The sequence below is a fragment of the Pseudomonas serboccidentalis genome (genome assembly GCF_028830055.1).
Lineage (GTDB): Bacteria > Pseudomonadota > Gammaproteobacteria > Pseudomonadales > Pseudomonadaceae > Aquipseudomonas > Aquipseudomonas serboccidentalis.
In genome coordinates this window covers 3,001,950-3,016,687 of sequence record NZ_CP101655.1, presented here as the reverse complement: position 1 = coordinate 3,016,687, position 14,738 = coordinate 3,001,950, and the positions used below count along the sequence as shown (strand labels likewise).

Here is a 14,738-nt window from a genome sequence, read left to right as displayed (position 1 = left end):
CGTAAGCGACGGAATTAATTTAAGAAATTTTAAAAAAGTCGTTGACGTAAATCCGAAAAACCCTTTTAATGCGCCCCGTTGCCCAGATAGCTCAGTCGGTAGAGCAGGGGATTGAAAATCCCCGTGTCGGCGGTTCGATTCCGTCTCTGGGCACCAAATACCGAAAACCCTGAATCGCAAGATTCAGGGTTTTTTTATGCCTGCGATTTGATGGCGGCTCAATCCAGCCTTTTGCGCAGCCCAGAAAAAACCCGCGACCCCTTTACTGGCGTCGCGGGTTTTGTCGTTTCAGATGGTCAGTAGGTCATCGACCAGTTCTCAACGCATATCAATCATTGCGCGATGAGTTTTCAACGTCGACGGGTTTCGGCCAACGACGATCCACGCTACTTTGGCCGCACCTTAAGGAAGAGGGTCATCCACTCGATGAACCAGAAAAGAACCCGCGTACCCCTGCCCCATCCGCCACCCTATCGCCAGAGCAGAGCTTCATTCTGGCTGACGGTTCTCGTCGGCGTACTGACCGCCTTCGTCATCGGCGCCTCGATTTATCTGATCGTCCACAGCTTGATCAGCGGCTCCATCACTACAGGGAACCGATCTGGCCCACGTCATACCTACACCCTTGCGCTACAACCCCGAATGTATTGGTTCGAAATCGTGTCGCAGTGCATTGGCACCGTATTCCTGGTGGCCGTCGGCTGGATCGGATTATGGCTTTACCGCGTGGCGCACGAGCCCACCGACAAGGCAAAGGCCAAGCGCACGCAGCGGTAAATGGAGGTTGCCCTCAGAGGGTGTTGACGTAGTCGACTGGCAACAAAACCGTGTCGAGCGCAGCGTCGACCGGTAGAGATACGACGGTAATCAGCGGGCAAACGATCATCATGTAACAGATGACGGCGGATGGCATGCCGTCTCCCCCTCTCACGCCAAGCAAGTGCAGGTTGCCATCGACGCCCTTGTAGTACGGCTCTTCTGAATCACCGTTCATACGCCCCATCATCGTTCCACAACCGGCCAACAGCAAAGCCAGGCTCACTGCTGAGCCAATACGCAAAATCCCTTTCAAACCAGTACTTCCTTCGCCACAAACTATAAGGCGCGGGATTGTACCCGCGCCTCGACGCTCAATTACACCCAACCTTATCCAGCGTCATTCCAGTGGAAAACCAGATTGCGTGCTGTGCCACTGCCAATGTCTGTCACGTCGTGCCGTGTTTCGCCATTGCGAGTGGCGACCACCGTGTACTTACCGGGTGGCAATTGTACGTACACCAGCGGGCCCGCTTGGGTGAGGGTCAGCACGGTTTGCCCTGGCGACTTTTGAATCATCACATCGACATCAGCGGTGTACTCGTCTTGCGCCCCCACTGCGAACGTCATGTGCAGGTTGTAACCGGTAGTCTGCTGAATGGCTTTTGCTTCATCAACGCCAATCCCGCCGGACAGGTAGTTGATGCCGTTTTGCTGTTGTTGCTGGACTTGCACACCGGCGCTGTCGACCGGTTCCAGGTTGGCGGCCTGCGGCATCACCGGAAAAACCAATGCAGCAACCGCCGCGATTGGCAGCATGAATGAAAAAACGCGTTTCATGATGACGACTCCCGGGCTCCTGTAGAGCCCAACCGTTACTCCTTTTAGATTTTGTGCAGGGGGCCGGGTTTTAGATTGATTGGAACTTGGGCTGTGTACGAAATGGACTACAGACCATTACTCACTGACACACCTTTTGTCGGCAACGTCCTGCAACACCCATCCCCTCTTCCTGCCACCTAAGCAGGCTCGCCCGACATCGCCAAGCGGCGACTCTTGGCATGCTTTTGCGCCTGTTTCCACTGATGCGAATGACTCGATGAGCCAGATAAAACCGACTGATGTGCAAGATCCGAAAATCGACTCGTTGCTGGGGGAGCAGGGCGAAGTGATTCGCCAGGCGCGGCAAAAAGTGCTGCGTGCGGTTGATACGATTCAGGTGCAGACCTGCTGGCAGATTGGCCGGCATATTGTCGAGTTTGAACAGAAAGGCGCCCAACGTGCGGGGTATGGCAAGCAGTTGCTAGCCTTGTTGGCGAAGGATCTGACGGCGCAGTTCGGGAAGGGGTTTGATGATCGAAATCTGCGGTATATGCGGAGTTTTTATCAGTTGTTTCCGATTTGGAACGCAGTGCGTTCCGAATTGAGTTGGACCCACTATCGGCGGCTTTTGGGCGTCACCAGTGACAAGGCTCGCCATTGGTACATGGAAGAATCTGCCAATCTGAACTGGTCCAGCCGCGCCCTTGATCGCCAGATCAATACGCTTTACTACGAGCGACTGCTGATGAGTCGAGATAAAGCCGATGTGATTGAAGAAGCCACCACCAACATTGCAGCCATGAAATCCCATCCGCGCGAGTTCATTCGCGACCCTGTCATGCTCGAATTTCTCGGGCTACCGTCAGCCGGCAAGGTCAGGGAGAGTTGTCTTGAACAGGCGCTCATCGACCACCTGCAGGGTTTTCTTCTTGAACTGGGCAAAGGCTTTTCCTTTGTCGCTCGGCAACAACGTATCAGCACCCATGATGTGGATCTGTACATCGATCTGGTGTTCTACAACTACCTGCTCAAATGCTTCGTGATCATTGATCTCAAACGCGGCCGGCTCAGCGCCCGCGACGTCGGGCAAATGGACATGTACGTGCGCATGTACGACGAGCTCAAGCGCAGCGAGGGCGACAAGCCGACAGTCGGAATCATTCTGTGCGCAGAGAGCAACGACTCGGTGGCACGCTATTCAATGCTCAAGGGCAATGAGCAATTGTTCGCCAGCAGTTACAAGACGATATTGCCGAGCGAGGAAGAACTGCGCGCCGAACTCAATCGGGAACAGGCCTTGATCGAAGAACGCCAGCGCCTTCAATCCACTGAATAGAAACTGCCGATTGTTGTTCCCGGGTGGCGCGAAGACTATCGTTGACAGCTCCCCGAAAAGGTTAAGCGCGATGAGCTGTCAGGGTACGCCAGCAATGGAAGACATGCAGTCAAAGTCACCGCTTTTGACTGAGAAACAAAGTGAGGGCTTCAAGGAAGTCGCCGCCGATGGTTTTGTGCTCGGCGGTTTCACCTGGCGACACGCCCTGCCCGACATCCAGCGCCCGGTAGTCATCATCAACGCCGCCACCTCGGTACGCTGCCGACATTACGCGCGCTTCGCTGATTATCTGTTCGCCAACGGCTTCGACGTGATCACTTACGATTACCGAGGCATCGGCGAATCACGCCCGGCAATCATGAAAGACCTTAAGGCCTCATGGACCGATTGGGGCGCGATGGATTTCGAAGCGATGCTCAAACGCGCGCAACGGGAATTCCCCGGTCAGCCAATCGATGTGGTCGGCCACAGTTTCGGCGGTTGCGCGGCAGGGCTCGGTGCGTCCGGACAGGTCATTCGTCGGCTGGTGACGGTGGGCGCGCAGTTCGCTTACTGGCGCGACTATGCGCCGGAACAGCGCTGGCGCATGTTCGGCAAATGGCATCTGCTGATGCCGCTGCTGACGCGGTTCTGTGGCTACTTCCCCGGCAAGCGCCTCGGCTGGCTGGAGGACACGCCCGCCGGCGTCGTACGTGACTGGAGCACGCCCACCGGACGTTACGAGCAGCGCCCGAGCGGCCGCAGACTGCTGAAGGCTGCCGGTCGAATGCCCTTCACCAACGTCCGCGCCCAGACCCTGGCGATCAGCATCAGCGACGACCCCTATGGCACCGTTGCGGCCATCGAACGCTTGCTCGACTACTTCAGCCATGCGCGCAAAACCCACCTGCGCATCGAGCCGCAGGACATCGGCGAGCAACAAGTGGGACATTTCGCCTTTTTTCGCAGCGCATACCAAGCCACACTATGGCCCATCGCTCTGACCTGGCTGCAAACCGGCGAACTGGCCCCCGATTCACCCGGGCGGACAGTGCCACGCAGCTGAGCCCTATCAACGCACGACGGAACACACCATGGCCTCCGCCAACAAGCAGCAAAAACGCGCCGCCCGGGCCAAGACCAAGGCCAAGCAGAACCGCACCAAACGCGCCGAGGCGCCAGTCGAGCTGGACCCGAACGATGACCGCATCGATTTCGAGTCGGTGGACCTGACCGAGCTGTTCAAGAAAATGATCGACGCCGAGAAGATCAGCCAGCAAGCCATGTGCACCGCGTTCCTCGAAGACCCGCTGCTGGAGTTGGTCTTTGACCAGGAAGGCGAAGAAGGCGCGATGGATTTCATCCTCGCCGCGCTGATCGAGTACCGTCAGTGGTCGAAAGAAACCGACGAAGCCGGCGCGCTGGCATGGATCGAATCCCCGGCCTTTCAAGCCGACTATGTAGCGGCGTCCGACGCGATCGCCGCACAATCCCAACAGAAGAACTGAGTTCCCATGGCATCCCTGAACAAGCAACAGAAACGCGCCAAACGCGCCAAGGCCAAAGCCAAGCACATCCGCATGGTCGGCCGTAAGCCGCTCGAACAGGACGATGACCTCGGCCATCTGGCCGAGCCGATCCCGGAATACACCCTGGCGATGTTCAGCAAAATGCGCGACGCCGAAGCCGTCAGCCGCAACGAGATGCTGCTGACGCTGCTGCGCGAACTGGCGTTCATCATCGTTGATCATCCAGAGCTGCTGGACATGGAAAACGCCGAGAACGAAGGCATGGCCGCCACCCACCTGGCCGCCGACATGTTGATCGACTACCGCATGTGGGCCGACGGCATGGACATCGAAACCGCCCAGGCCTGGCTGAGCGAGCCGCAGTTCATCACCGATTTCGGGGTTGCGCTGGATGCTTACGGCAAGTCGGTGGATACGCCGGAAGAAAAGAGCGAATAAACCCCGCCCACCAACAAAAACGGCCGCTCGTCATCACTGACAGCGGCCGTTTTTGATTGGGTGACCTGAAAACTCTTTGTCCGAGAGCAACGTATATCCCATTGACATATCCAAGCCACAACCTATTCTTGGTTCATTGCAGGCGCAGACCTTGGAGGCCGAATATGGAGCAAACCACAATTTTCATGAGCAATAGGAGCCAGGCCGTCCGATTGCCAAAGGCAGTCGCAATGCCCGGAGATGTCAAACGAGTAGAAGTGATCGCTATCGGTAGAACACGCGTGATCACACCGGCTGGAGAAAGCTGGGATAGCTGGTTCGATGGCGATGACGTTTCCGCTGATTTCATGGTTGACCGTGAGCAACCGAATGATCAGGAGCGTGAGTCGTTCTGATGATCAAATACATGCTGGATACCAACATCTGCATTTTCACAATCAAAAACAAACCACAGATTTGTCGCGAAGCGTTCAATCGCCATTCCGGACAGTTGTGCATCAGCGCTATCACGCTCATGGAGCTTATCTACGGCGCTGAAAAGTCGGCAGTTCCCGAAAAAAATCTTTCAGTTGTCGAAGGATTCGTCGCACGACTGGAAGTATTACCTTTTGACGGTGATGCAGCAGCACAAGCCGGAATGATTCGATCTGAACTGGCGAAAGCAGGAACGCCTATTGGCCCCTATGACCAAATGATCGCAGGTCATGCGCGCTCACAAGGACTTATTGTGGTGACGAACAATGTGCGGGAATTTGAACGTGTTCCCGGATTGCGCATAGAAGATTGGGTGCACCCTGACTAATCTACCGCCCACAAACAAAACGGCCGCTCGTCATCACTGACAGCGGCCGTTTTGCATTACGCGTTGCGGATCAGTTCAAGACCACCGCACCACGCTTTTCCAGCTTGCGACGACGTGCTACCAGCAGGCCGGCAGCGACCACCAGCAGGCTCAGCAGGCCGGTCGCGAGGATTTCCACGCGGTGCGCTTCCTGGAACAGCATGATGGTCAGGGCCGCGACGATGAAGATGATCACCGCGTAGGTCAGGCCCGGGAACAGCCACATGCTGAAGACGATTTTCTCGCCACGGGCCATGCGCTGTTTGCGCATGCGCAGTTGCGAGAACGCGATCACCAGGTACACCAGCAGCGCGATGGCACCAGAGCTGGCCAGCAGGAACTCGAACACGGCGGCCGGGGCCACATAGTTGGCGAATGTGCAGAGGAACGCCGCACCGGTGGACAGCATCACTGCCCAGTAAGGCGTGCCGCTTTTGTTGGTGCGGGTCGACATGGCCGGTGCATCACCGCGCTTGCCCAGAGAGAACAGCATGCGCGACGAGGTGTACAGCGCCGAGTTCAGGCAGCTGGTTACGGCAACCAGCACCACGATGTCGACGATCATCTTGGCGTTCGGGATGCCCATGCGCTCCAGCACAGTCTGGTAGGAACCCAGGTTGGCCAGCGTAGGATCGTTCCACGGCACCAGGGCCACGACGATGAAGATCGAGACGAGATAAAACAGGCCGATCCGCCAGATAACGGAGTTGGTGGCCTTGGAGATCTGCTTGCCCGGGTTCTTCGATTCCGCGGCCGCGATAGTCACGATTTCGGTACCCATGAACGAGAACATGGTGGTCAGGATCGCGCCCAGGACTGCACCCATGCCGTTGGGCAGGAAGCCACCGGAGTCGAACAGGTGCGAAACGCCGCTGACCTGGCTGTTCGGCAGGAAGCCGAAGATGGCCGCCAGACCGAGGATGATGAAGCCGATGATCGCCAGCACTTTGATCAGGGCAAACCAGAATTCGAATTCACCGTAGTTTTTCACGCTGAACAGGTTGGTCACGGTGAGCAGCATAGTGATGACCAAAGCGAACGCCCAGATATCTACGCCCGGGAACCACGCATGGAGGATGGTTGCGGCGGCGTTGGCTTCCAGTGGAATGACCAGCACCCAGAACCACCAGTACAGCCAGCCGATGGTAAAACCGGCCCAGTGCCCGATGGCACGGTCGGCGTAAGTCGAGAACGAGCCGGTGTCTGGCGAAGCGACAGCCATCTCACCGAGCATGCGCATCACCAGCACCACCAGGGTACCGGCGGCGGCGTAAGCCAACAGCACGGCAGGGCCGGCGGCAGCGATAGCGTGGCCGGAGCCAACGAACAGACCGGCGCCGATCACACCGGCGATCGACAACATGGTCACGTGACGCGGTTTGAGCCCCTGTTCGAGGCCATTGGAGCTTGGGGTACTGCTCATCGGAACTACCTTTGCGAGGAAAGCGATTGCGTCCGTCCCGTCTGAATTTCCTTTTCGTAAAAAGAAACCAACAGGGCGTTCCAGATTCTGCACGCAATAAATGCGCCAAAATGTTTCAAACTCTTCTGGGCTGCGGTTTTGCGCGCGACCGGACAGACATCGCAAGTCCTTGGAATTAATGGCAATTCGCCAGAGCGTTACCCTGCGACTCACTTTTCAAACGAATGTGCGCACCAGAAACACACTGAAAAAGTACGGGACGCACAATAAAAGGGCGATTCGGGAACGTTCGGCCGGATAGCGCTTCCAACACCCCGCCAAAGCTGGCACCATCGCGCCTTTTTTTACGCGACGCCTACGGGTTTGCACGATCAAACACCCGTTCGGTTGTTGATGGGGCGACAGTCTGCTGTGCCGATGCGACAACCTGCCACACGCCATCCGCTTACCGCTCGTAGCGCTGTTGGCTGCCATTGAAACGCTATGCTAGCTTGGCCGCCTCGCCAGGAAGGCCAGCCAACAGCAGGAGCGCAACATATATGAGGAACGCACATGGCTGAGGCCACGCCCGCGCTTGAAATCCGCAACTTGCACAAACGCTACGGACAGCTTGAGGTGCTCAAAGGCATCTCGCTGACCGCCCGCGACGGCGATGTGATCTCGATCCTCGGTTCCTCCGGTTCCGGCAAGTCCACGTTCCTGCGTTGCATCAACCTGTTGGAAAACCCGCACCAGGGCCAGATTCTGGTGGCCGGTGAAGAACTCAAGCTCAAGCCCGCCAAGAATGGCGAGCTGGTTGCCGCCGACGGCAAGCAGATCAATCGCCTGCGCTCCGAGATTGGTTTTGTGTTTCAAAACTTTAACCTGTGGCCGCACATGAGCGTGCTCGACAACATCATCGAAGCCCCCCGCCGCGTACTCGGCCAGAGCAAAGCCGAAGCGATCGAAGTCGCTGAAGCACTGCTGGCCAAGGTCGGCATCGCTGACAAGCGCCACGCGTATCCGTCGCAGCTGTCCGGCGGCCAGCAGCAACGCGCGGCCATCGCCCGCACGTTGGCGATGCAGCCGAAGGTGATTCTGTTCGACGAACCCACCTCCGCGCTTGACCCGGAAATGGTTCAGGAAGTACTTAGTGTCATCCGCGCACTGGCCGAAGAAGGCCGCACCATGCTTTTGGTGACCCACGAAATGGGCTTCGCCCGTCAGGTCTCCAGCGAAGTGGTGTTCCTTCACCAAGGCCTGGTGGAAGAGCAAGGATCGCCTCAGCAGGTGTTCGAAAACCCGCTTTCGGCGCGCTGCAAACAATTCATGTCCAGCAACCGCTAACGGAGCAACATGCATGCAGAATTTTAAAAAGGTCTTCCTGGCCGCCGCCGTCACCCTCGCGTTCAGCGCCGGTGCCATGGCCGAGACCCTGAAGATGGGCATCGAAGCGGCTTACCCGCCGTTCAACAATAAAGACGCCAGCGGCAACGTGGTCGGCTTCGACAAAGACATCGGCGACGCCCTGTGCGCCAAGATGAAAGTCGAATGCTCCGTGGTCACTTCCGACTGGGACGGCATCATCCCTGCGCTGAATGCCAAGAAGTTCGACTTCCTGGTGTCCTCGCTGTCGATCACCGAAGAGCGCAAGGGCGCGGTGGACTTCACCGACCCGTACTACTCGAACAAGCTGCAGTTCATCGCACCGAAAAATGTCGATTTCAAAACCGACAAGGATTCGCTCAAAGGCAAGATCATCGGTACGCAGCGCGCCACGCTCGCCGGTACCTGGCTTGAGGACACCTACGGTAGCGATATCGAGGTCAAACTCTATGACACCCAGGAAAACGCCTACCTGGACCTGACTTCCGGTCGTGTCGACGCCATCCTCGCCGACAAGTACGCCAACTACGATTGGTTGAAAACCGACGCGGGCAAAGCCTACGAGTTCAAAGGCGACCCGGTTGTGGAAAGCGACAAGATCGGCATCGCTGTGCGCAAAGGCGACCCACTGCGTGAGAAGTTGAACGCCGCCCTAAAGGAAATCGTCGCCGACGGTACCTACAAGAAGATCAACGACAAGTACTTCCCGTTCAGCATCTATTGATCTGACCTGCGGGACCGGCGCCGGGATTTGACGGTGCCGGCTCCCGGCCTTGCCTGCCGCGATTTGAAAAGAAATCCATGATTATCGACCTCTACGGATTCGGCCCGGCCCTCGCTGCCGGTGCGCTGATGACCGTCAAACTGGCGCTGACGGCCCTGTGCCTGGGACTGGTGCTCGGTCTGCTCGGCGCCTTGGCCAAGACTTCCCCGTACAAGCCGCTGCAATGGCTTGGCGGCACTTATTCGACCCTGGTGCGTGGCGTCCCGGAATTGCTCTGGGTGCTGTTGATCTACTTCGGTACGGTCAACCTGATGCGCAGCCTAGGCGAGTTCTTCGGCAACCCCGACCTGCAACTCAGCGCCTTCGCCGCCGGCGTCATTGCGCTGGGTCTGTGCTTCGGCGCCTATGCCACGGAAGTGTTCCGCGGCGCGATCCTCGCCATTCCCAAGGGCCACCGTGAAGCTGGTGTGGCGTTGGGCCTGTCGAAATGGCGGATCTTCACCAAACTGATCATGCCGCAGATGTGGCGCATCGCCCTGCCTGGCCTGGGCAACCTGTTCATGATCCTGATGAAGGATACCGCGCTGGTCTCGGTGATCGGCCTGGAAGAAATCATGCGTCACGCGCAGATCGGCGTGACCGTCTCGAAACAGCCGTTCACCTTCTATCTGGTGGCGGCGGTCATGTATCTGGGCCTCACGGTGCTGGCGATGACCGGCATGCACTTCCTGGAAAAACGCGCCGCTCGCGGCTTCGCGAGGAGCGCTTCATGAACTGGGAAGTGATCATCAAGTGGCTGCCGAAACTGGCACAGGGCGCGACCCTGACCCTGGAGTTGGTGGCGATTGCCGTGATTGCCGGTCTGCTACTGGCGATTCCACTGGGCATCGCCCGCTCTTCGAAGCTGTGGTACGTGCGCGCCTTGCCCTACGCCTACATCTTCTTTTTCCGTGGTACGCCGTTGCTGGTGCAACTGTTCCTCGTCTATTACGGCCTGGCGCAGTTCGATGCCGTGCGTAGCAGCGCGCTGTGGCCGTACCTGCGCGATCCGTTCTGGTGCACCACCGCGACCATGACCCTGCACACCGCGGCGTACATCGCCGAGATCCTGCGCGGCGCAATCCAGGCGATTCCGCCCGGCGAGATCGAAGCAGCGCGGGCGCTGGGCATGTCCAAACCCAAGGCCATGTTCTACATCATGCTGCCGCGTGCGGCGCGTATCGGCCTGCCGGCGTACAGCAACGAAGTGATCCTGATGCTCAAGGCCAGTGCGCTGGCGAGCACCGTGACCCTGCTGGAACTGACCGGCATGGCCCGCACGATCATCGCGCGCACCTACCTGCCGGTGGAAATCTTCTTTGCCGCCGGCGTGTTCTATCTGCTGATGTCCTACGTGCTGGTGCGCGGCTTCAAGCTGCTGGAGCGCTGGCTGCGCGTCGATGCCTGCCAAGGGCGTTGATGCTTCCCACGTGCTGACGGGCGAGGACCTACTCGCCCGCTTCACCGCGCTGGATGCTTTTTTGATTGAGCATCAGGCGCTGTGGAAACCTCGTCCGTTCACCCATCTTTCGCTACCGTGGGAAACCGCCTACCCCGAGTTGTCTTCGTGGCTACGCGGACGAACGCTGGAAGATGCAGAGCGTGCACATAACCATCCCGCCGATCTCATCGATGCCCCGGAGCCGTTCGCTTCATTGGCGGCGTTGTCGGCTGAGCTAAGCGCGGTCGGTGAGTTGCCGGGGCATGCGCTGGATGCTGCAGGCCATCGCTTGAATGTCGATGTGCCGGGGCGCAAGTGGCAGCAGATCGAAGCGTTCGCCAGCCGTTTGTCTTTCGCCTCTCAGCCGACGCATTGGCTGGACTGGTGTTCCGGCAAGGGGCATTTGGGCCGGCGCCTGCTGGGCGCCGGTCAACAGCTGACTTGCGTTGAATACGATCCGGCGTTGGTCGCCAGCGGTGAGGCGCTAAGTCAGCGTCACCATTTGCACGCGCTGCATGTCGAACAAGATGTGCTGGCAGCAGACGCAGCAACCGTTTTGAGCGCTCAGCACACCCCCGTCGCCCTGCACGCCTGCGGTGATCTGCACGTGCGACTGATGCAACTGGCGAGCGCTGCCGGATGTCAGCAGATGGCCATTGCCCCGTGCTGCTACAACCGGATCAATCGCAGCGAGTACCAGGCATTGTCCTGCGCGGGCTTGCGATCGGCCCTACAGCTCTCACTCGAAGATCTGGCACTGCCCATGAGCGAAACCGTCACCGCCGGTGCACGCGTCCGACGTCAGCGCGACACCTCCATGGCCCGACGCCTGGCCTTCGACCTGCTGCAACGGCAAGCGCGCGGCGTCGACGAATACCTGCCAACCCCGTCGCTGCCCAGCGCTTGGCTGGACAAATCCTTCGCCGATTACTGCAGGGATCTGGCTACATTGAAAGAGTTATCCACAATCGGCACGCCAGATTGGCGAACGCTGGAAGCGGCCGGTTGGCAGCGGTTGGCCGAAGTTCGCAACCTGGAATTGCTGCGCGGACTTTTCCGACGACCGCTGGAGCTTTGGCTGAACCTTGATCGAGCCATTTTCCTCAGCGAACAGGGATACCGCGTACGCCTCGGCACCTTCTGCGACACCCCGCTGACCCCGCGTAATTTTCTGCTGCTGGCCGAACGCAGCTAAAACCTTTACAGCCTGTGGATAACTCTGTTGATGGTTTTCCCGTGGATCCAATATCCACGGCCTTTACGTGACAGAAACAGCATTGGTCATTTTTTGTTCACATGGATAAAAAACCTGTAAAACAGGGCTTTGCGCACAAAATGAGAACGTGTCCACAAAATCCCCTGCAACACCAACATCGCGCCGATCCGTTGTGCATAAGCTTCCAATCAAAAGGACATAAACGAGGAAAATGGGTGCTTGACCGGTGCCGAAATCCTGCCATCACTCTCAGGCTGGATTGACCGCCAGGAAGCCCAATTCTGCGGCTGAAACCCCAACGACACAGCCCACACCACGCCTGATCCAGCGCTTGCGTAAAAATAGTCTGAATTCAGGGGTTTACAGAACCAACCCAATCGCTATAATCGTCGCCCACACGCCGGTATAGCTCAGTTGGTAGAGCAACTGACTTGTAATCAGTAGGTCCCGGGTTCGACTCCTGGTGCCGGCACCATACAAAACAAAGCCCCTGCAGAAATGCAGGGGCTTTGTTGTTTGCGTAAGACGTAATAAGCGACGTAATAACGACGTGCGGTTCGCCTTGGAGGCACGCTATGGAATGGCTCAAAACATTCTCCACTGACTATGCCAACGCAGTTACTGCGGCTATAGCGCTAATCGCACTCGTAATCACCGCAGTCACCCTTTATTACCTTCGGCGTGAGTACCGAGCGAAATATCGGCCATACGTTGTTCCAGTGGTAAACGTCGAACCGCTTGATCGCGGCGAAGGTGAGATAGTCTATGTAGTTTCTGTCCGCCCTTTCAACGTGGGACCACACCCATGCTTTGTGATGATGACTGCAGTCCAGCTTCAGATCGGTGACGAGGTTTACGAGACACCAAGCCACAAAGGGTGGTCGCTAATTGGACAAAGCGGTGCGGCTTACACTTTCCCAGTCGGCCACATTAATCAGAACGGCATAAGCGCTGTGCGCGAGGGCCGGTATCGCTTGAACAGGATCGAAGTCCGGTTCCGATTGCATTCAAAGTCCGTCGACGACACTCATAAACAAGATCAACAATTCATCTTTGAAGTGCTTGCCCAAAATCCTCCGCTAGCCGTAATTCGACCAGAATGGGTGAGCGATACGCGACCGTGATCTATGGGAAATAAGGGCCAGACCACGTTTTCAACTGAATCAGTGGTCTGGCCCTATTTTTCCACCACCCTATTTTTCTCGTGTTTCTACGGAGCTTACGTAGGCGAAACGCGTTGAGAAACACCGGCCTTCCTTTGTTCTTCAGTAGCCGCCGAGAGCGGCACTTGCGTTACGCGCGCGGCCTTTCCAGCCTTCATATGACGTACAGATTCCAGCAAGTCCGTCTGAAATCGCTCTAGTTCATCTGCTATGCCTTTCTTCGCCTTCAGCTACTTTCTCCAACGCTCGCTTGCTGAACTTATGCAGCTTCCACCGAAAGCGAAATCCGCCGTCCAAGCTGTTGCAACGCACGCTCAACGTTCTCGATCTTGGAGTGATGCAGGAAATCAACCAGGCGATCTACCTGAGGCCGTTGCACGCCGAGACGCCGTGCCAGCTCTGCCTTGCTCACACCAGACTCCAGAAGCGTATTCCACAGCGCAACCTTCGCAGCAGTCAGCGCAGGTAAACGCAGTACGACGTCACTCTTCTGTTCTCCTGCCTGACCGGTCGGAATCAACCGGCGATCATCAACGTATATCGAGAGCGCCGTCTCGATTGCATCAATGGCGGTGTCCAACGCTTGCTCGAGGGTGTCGCCAACGGCGTGCATCTCAGGAATTTCTGCGCAGGACAACCAGACACTGTCCGGCTCTTCGTGAACTTCCAACGCATATTCGAACATCACGATTCCTCTCATGGGGTACAGCTGAGCCTCAATCCTTGAGGCCCAGCTGTTTGATTATCGATTTTCTCAACCCTTCGCCCATTTCCTTGGCTCCATGGTCGGGAAACACAGTTGATTTGCCATTCAAGGAAACCTTGAAGTGGCTGCCCTTGCCGGTTTGAAACTCAACGCCTTGGGCTTTCAACCATCGCCGAAACTCGCTGTACTTCATGTGCATCACTCGCCGTTTCGGTAAAGCGAATGTGCAACATATTTGCTACGCATGCAACATAAGTGTTGCACCATAAAAAAACACCAACAGCCACCACCTGGCCACGATTGCGCATCCGTCCTCCGCAAGCTACCGTCAAACCCGTTGCTGCCAATTCAGCGACCGGGCCTGAGAACCCGCGTAAGATGCAGGCGCACCAGCGCCCCAAATCACGATTGCCGGCGCTTTTTTGTGCCCGCATCAAAGTGTAATGGCGGCTGTGCGTGGGAGACCTTCGGGTCTGCCGGGTTCCTGTATCTCCGGTTTCTCAGCCTGCGCATAGCTGCCACCCTTTCGCCTGAGAACGAAAATGGCGGCTCTCATTTGATACAGGGAGTTCACAAATGAATGCCATTGATCCATCAGCAATTCACAGAGCTGCAGAAACGGTCACCTCACGACACTTCCTTACGGCAGGTGAAGCGAAATGACCGACTACCTCGAATTGAAAACCCCAGGCCTCACGCACTTTTCCTTCCAGGCCAATCAAGCGCTGTTCCTCACCAATCGTGGCGTTCCAGTAATCGCCGCTCTCTCGCACGCCTCACATTTGCTTCACATCTCCAAGCTACTGACCGCAGATTCCACAGTCTCGCGCGATCCTGATCTTCACGCTTATGCCTCACAGTATTTGCAGGAGTTAAGCAAGGCGCTGATCGATGATGTCGTGAAAGTAATGGATGCGCCGCCGGACAAGCCGTTGATGTAAACACTGGTGTAAGGCCCTC

The 14,738-nt window shown here is 57.3% G+C and carries 19 protein-coding genes, 2 tRNA genes and 1 pseudogene; 16 read left to right on the top strand and 6 right to left on the bottom strand.

From position 1 onward, the window contains the following. Positions 1-80: 80 nt before the first annotated feature. Both NN484_RS13875 and NN484_RS13870 read left to right on the top strand, forming a co-directional pair. A tRNA-Phe gene (locus tag NN484_RS13875) sits at positions 81-156 on the top strand. Between the two features lie 186 nt (positions 157-342). Next, positions 343-777, top strand: coding sequence for a hypothetical protein (locus tag NN484_RS13870; protein WP_252191582.1), 435 nt, complete (start codon positions 343-345; stop codon positions 775-777). Between the two features lie 13 nt (positions 778-790). Here the strand turns inward: NN484_RS13870 and NN484_RS13865 are convergent, their stop codons facing one another. Next, positions 791-1,072 (bottom strand): YceK/YidQ family lipoprotein, encoded by a 282-nt coding sequence (locus tag NN484_RS13865; RefSeq protein WP_252191581.1) that lies wholly within the window; start codon positions 1,070-1,072, stop codon positions 791-793. Between the two features lie 74 nt (positions 1,073-1,146). Beyond that, a complete protein-coding gene (locus NN484_RS13860) occupies positions 1,147-1,596 on the bottom strand; it encodes a carboxypeptidase regulatory-like domain-containing protein (RefSeq protein WP_127648561.1) in 450 nt (149 codons plus the stop codon). Positions 1,597-1,855: 259 nt separating this feature from the next. On the opposite strand from NN484_RS13860, the gene NN484_RS13855 reads away from it, so the two are divergent. The 6 genes from NN484_RS13855 to vapC all read left to right on the top strand — a co-directional run bounded on the left by NN484_RS13855 (position 1,856) and on the right by vapC (position 5,662). After that, positions 1,856-2,914, top strand: a complete 1,059-nt coding sequence (locus NN484_RS13855) for a PDDEXK nuclease domain-containing protein (protein ID WP_274657337.1) — start codon at positions 1,856-1,858, stop codon at positions 2,912-2,914. A gap of 94 nt (positions 2,915-3,008) precedes the next feature. Next, positions 3,009-3,959, top strand: coding sequence for an alpha/beta hydrolase family protein (locus NN484_RS13850; protein WP_425518787.1), 951 nt, complete (start codon positions 3,009-3,011; stop codon positions 3,957-3,959). A 28-nt stretch (positions 3,960-3,987) separates the two neighbouring features. Continuing rightward, positions 3,988-4,401: a hypothetical protein gene (locus tag NN484_RS13845; protein ID WP_274657335.1), complete on the top strand. Its 414-nt coding sequence runs from the start codon at positions 3,988-3,990 to the stop codon at positions 4,399-4,401. Between the two features lie 6 nt (positions 4,402-4,407). After that, complete coding sequence (locus NN484_RS13840) at positions 4,408-4,860, top strand: hypothetical protein (RefSeq protein WP_215501206.1); 453 nt, start codon at positions 4,408-4,410, stop codon at positions 4,858-4,860. 164 nt (positions 4,861-5,024) lie between these two features. Further along, positions 5,025-5,255 carry a type II toxin-antitoxin system VapB family antitoxin gene (vapB, locus tag NN484_RS13835; protein WP_127648557.1) on the top strand — a complete coding sequence of 77 codons (231 nt, stop codon included), beginning with the start codon at positions 5,025-5,027 and terminating at the stop codon, positions 5,253-5,255. Then, the gene (gene vapC / locus NN484_RS13830; RefSeq protein ID WP_127648556.1) at positions 5,255-5,662 is read left to right on the top strand and encodes a type II toxin-antitoxin system tRNA(fMet)-specific endonuclease VapC; all 408 of its coding nucleotides are present in this window, start codon (positions 5,255-5,257) and stop codon (positions 5,660-5,662) included. Before vapB ends, vapC begins: the two co-directional genes overlap by 1 nt. Before the next feature lie 70 nt (positions 5,663-5,732). On the opposite strand, the gene gabP is transcribed toward vapC, so the two are convergent. Further along, positions 5,733-7,124, bottom strand: a complete 1,392-nt coding sequence (gene gabP, locus NN484_RS13825; RefSeq protein WP_127648555.1) for a GABA permease — start codon at positions 7,122-7,124, stop codon at positions 5,733-5,735. 552 nt (positions 7,125-7,676) lie between these two features. On the opposite strand from gabP, the gene NN484_RS13820 reads away from it, so the two are divergent. From NN484_RS13820 to NN484_RS13790, 7 genes are all read left to right on the top strand, one after another. Then, positions 7,677-8,450, top strand: a complete 774-nt coding sequence (locus tag NN484_RS13820) for an ABC transporter ATP-binding protein (protein WP_041071351.1) — start codon at positions 7,677-7,679, stop codon at positions 8,448-8,450. 13 nt (positions 8,451-8,463) lie between these two features. Continuing rightward, positions 8,464-9,213 carry an ABC transporter substrate-binding protein gene (locus NN484_RS13815; RefSeq protein ID WP_127648553.1) on the top strand — a complete coding sequence of 250 codons (750 nt, stop codon included), beginning with the start codon at positions 8,464-8,466 and terminating at the stop codon, positions 9,211-9,213. A gap of 77 nt (positions 9,214-9,290) precedes the next feature. Next, positions 9,291-9,986: an ABC transporter permease gene (locus tag NN484_RS13810; RefSeq protein ID WP_007961693.1), complete on the top strand. Its 696-nt coding sequence runs from the start codon at positions 9,291-9,293 to the stop codon at positions 9,984-9,986. Continuing rightward, complete coding sequence (locus NN484_RS13805) at positions 9,983-10,672, top strand: ABC transporter permease (RefSeq protein ID WP_003220713.1); 690 nt, start codon at positions 9,983-9,985, stop codon at positions 10,670-10,672. The genes NN484_RS13810 and NN484_RS13805 overlap by 4 nt, the downstream gene beginning before the upstream one ends. Further along, the gene (locus NN484_RS13800) at positions 10,653-11,888 is read left to right on the top strand and encodes a methyltransferase (protein ID WP_274657334.1); all 1,236 of its coding nucleotides are present in this window, start codon (positions 10,653-10,655) and stop codon (positions 11,886-11,888) included. Before NN484_RS13805 ends, NN484_RS13800 begins: the two co-directional genes overlap by 20 nt. Before the next feature lie 420 nt (positions 11,889-12,308). Next, a tRNA-Thr gene (locus NN484_RS13795) sits at positions 12,309-12,384 on the top strand. 100 nt (positions 12,385-12,484) lie between these two features. Then, positions 12,485-13,033: a hypothetical protein gene (locus tag NN484_RS13790; RefSeq protein ID WP_215501203.1), complete on the top strand. Its 549-nt coding sequence runs from the start codon at positions 12,485-12,487 to the stop codon at positions 13,031-13,033. A 113-nt stretch (positions 13,034-13,146) separates the two neighbouring features. Here the strand turns inward: NN484_RS13790 and NN484_RS13785 are convergent. From NN484_RS13785 to NN484_RS13775, 3 genes and pseudogenes are all read right to left on the bottom strand, one after another. Further along, positions 13,147-13,284: pseudogene (locus NN484_RS13785) on the bottom strand (helix-turn-helix domain-containing protein); the annotation flags it as partial. A 47-nt stretch (positions 13,285-13,331) separates the two neighbouring features. After that, on the bottom strand, positions 13,332-13,757 hold the full coding sequence (locus tag NN484_RS13780; RefSeq protein ID WP_127648550.1) for a type II toxin-antitoxin system HicB family antitoxin: 426 nt from the start codon (positions 13,755-13,757) through the stop codon (positions 13,332-13,334). A gap of 31 nt (positions 13,758-13,788) precedes the next feature. Then, positions 13,789-13,971, bottom strand: coding sequence for a type II toxin-antitoxin system HicA family toxin (locus NN484_RS13775; RefSeq protein WP_041071532.1), 183 nt, complete (start codon positions 13,969-13,971; stop codon positions 13,789-13,791). A gap of 466 nt (positions 13,972-14,437) precedes the next feature. Between NN484_RS13775 and NN484_RS13770 the strand changes: the two genes are divergently transcribed. Next, on the top strand, positions 14,438-14,719 hold the full coding sequence (locus NN484_RS13770) for a DUF3077 domain-containing protein (protein ID WP_274657332.1): 282 nt from the start codon (positions 14,438-14,440) through the stop codon (positions 14,717-14,719). Positions 14,720-14,738: the final 19 nt, after the last annotated feature.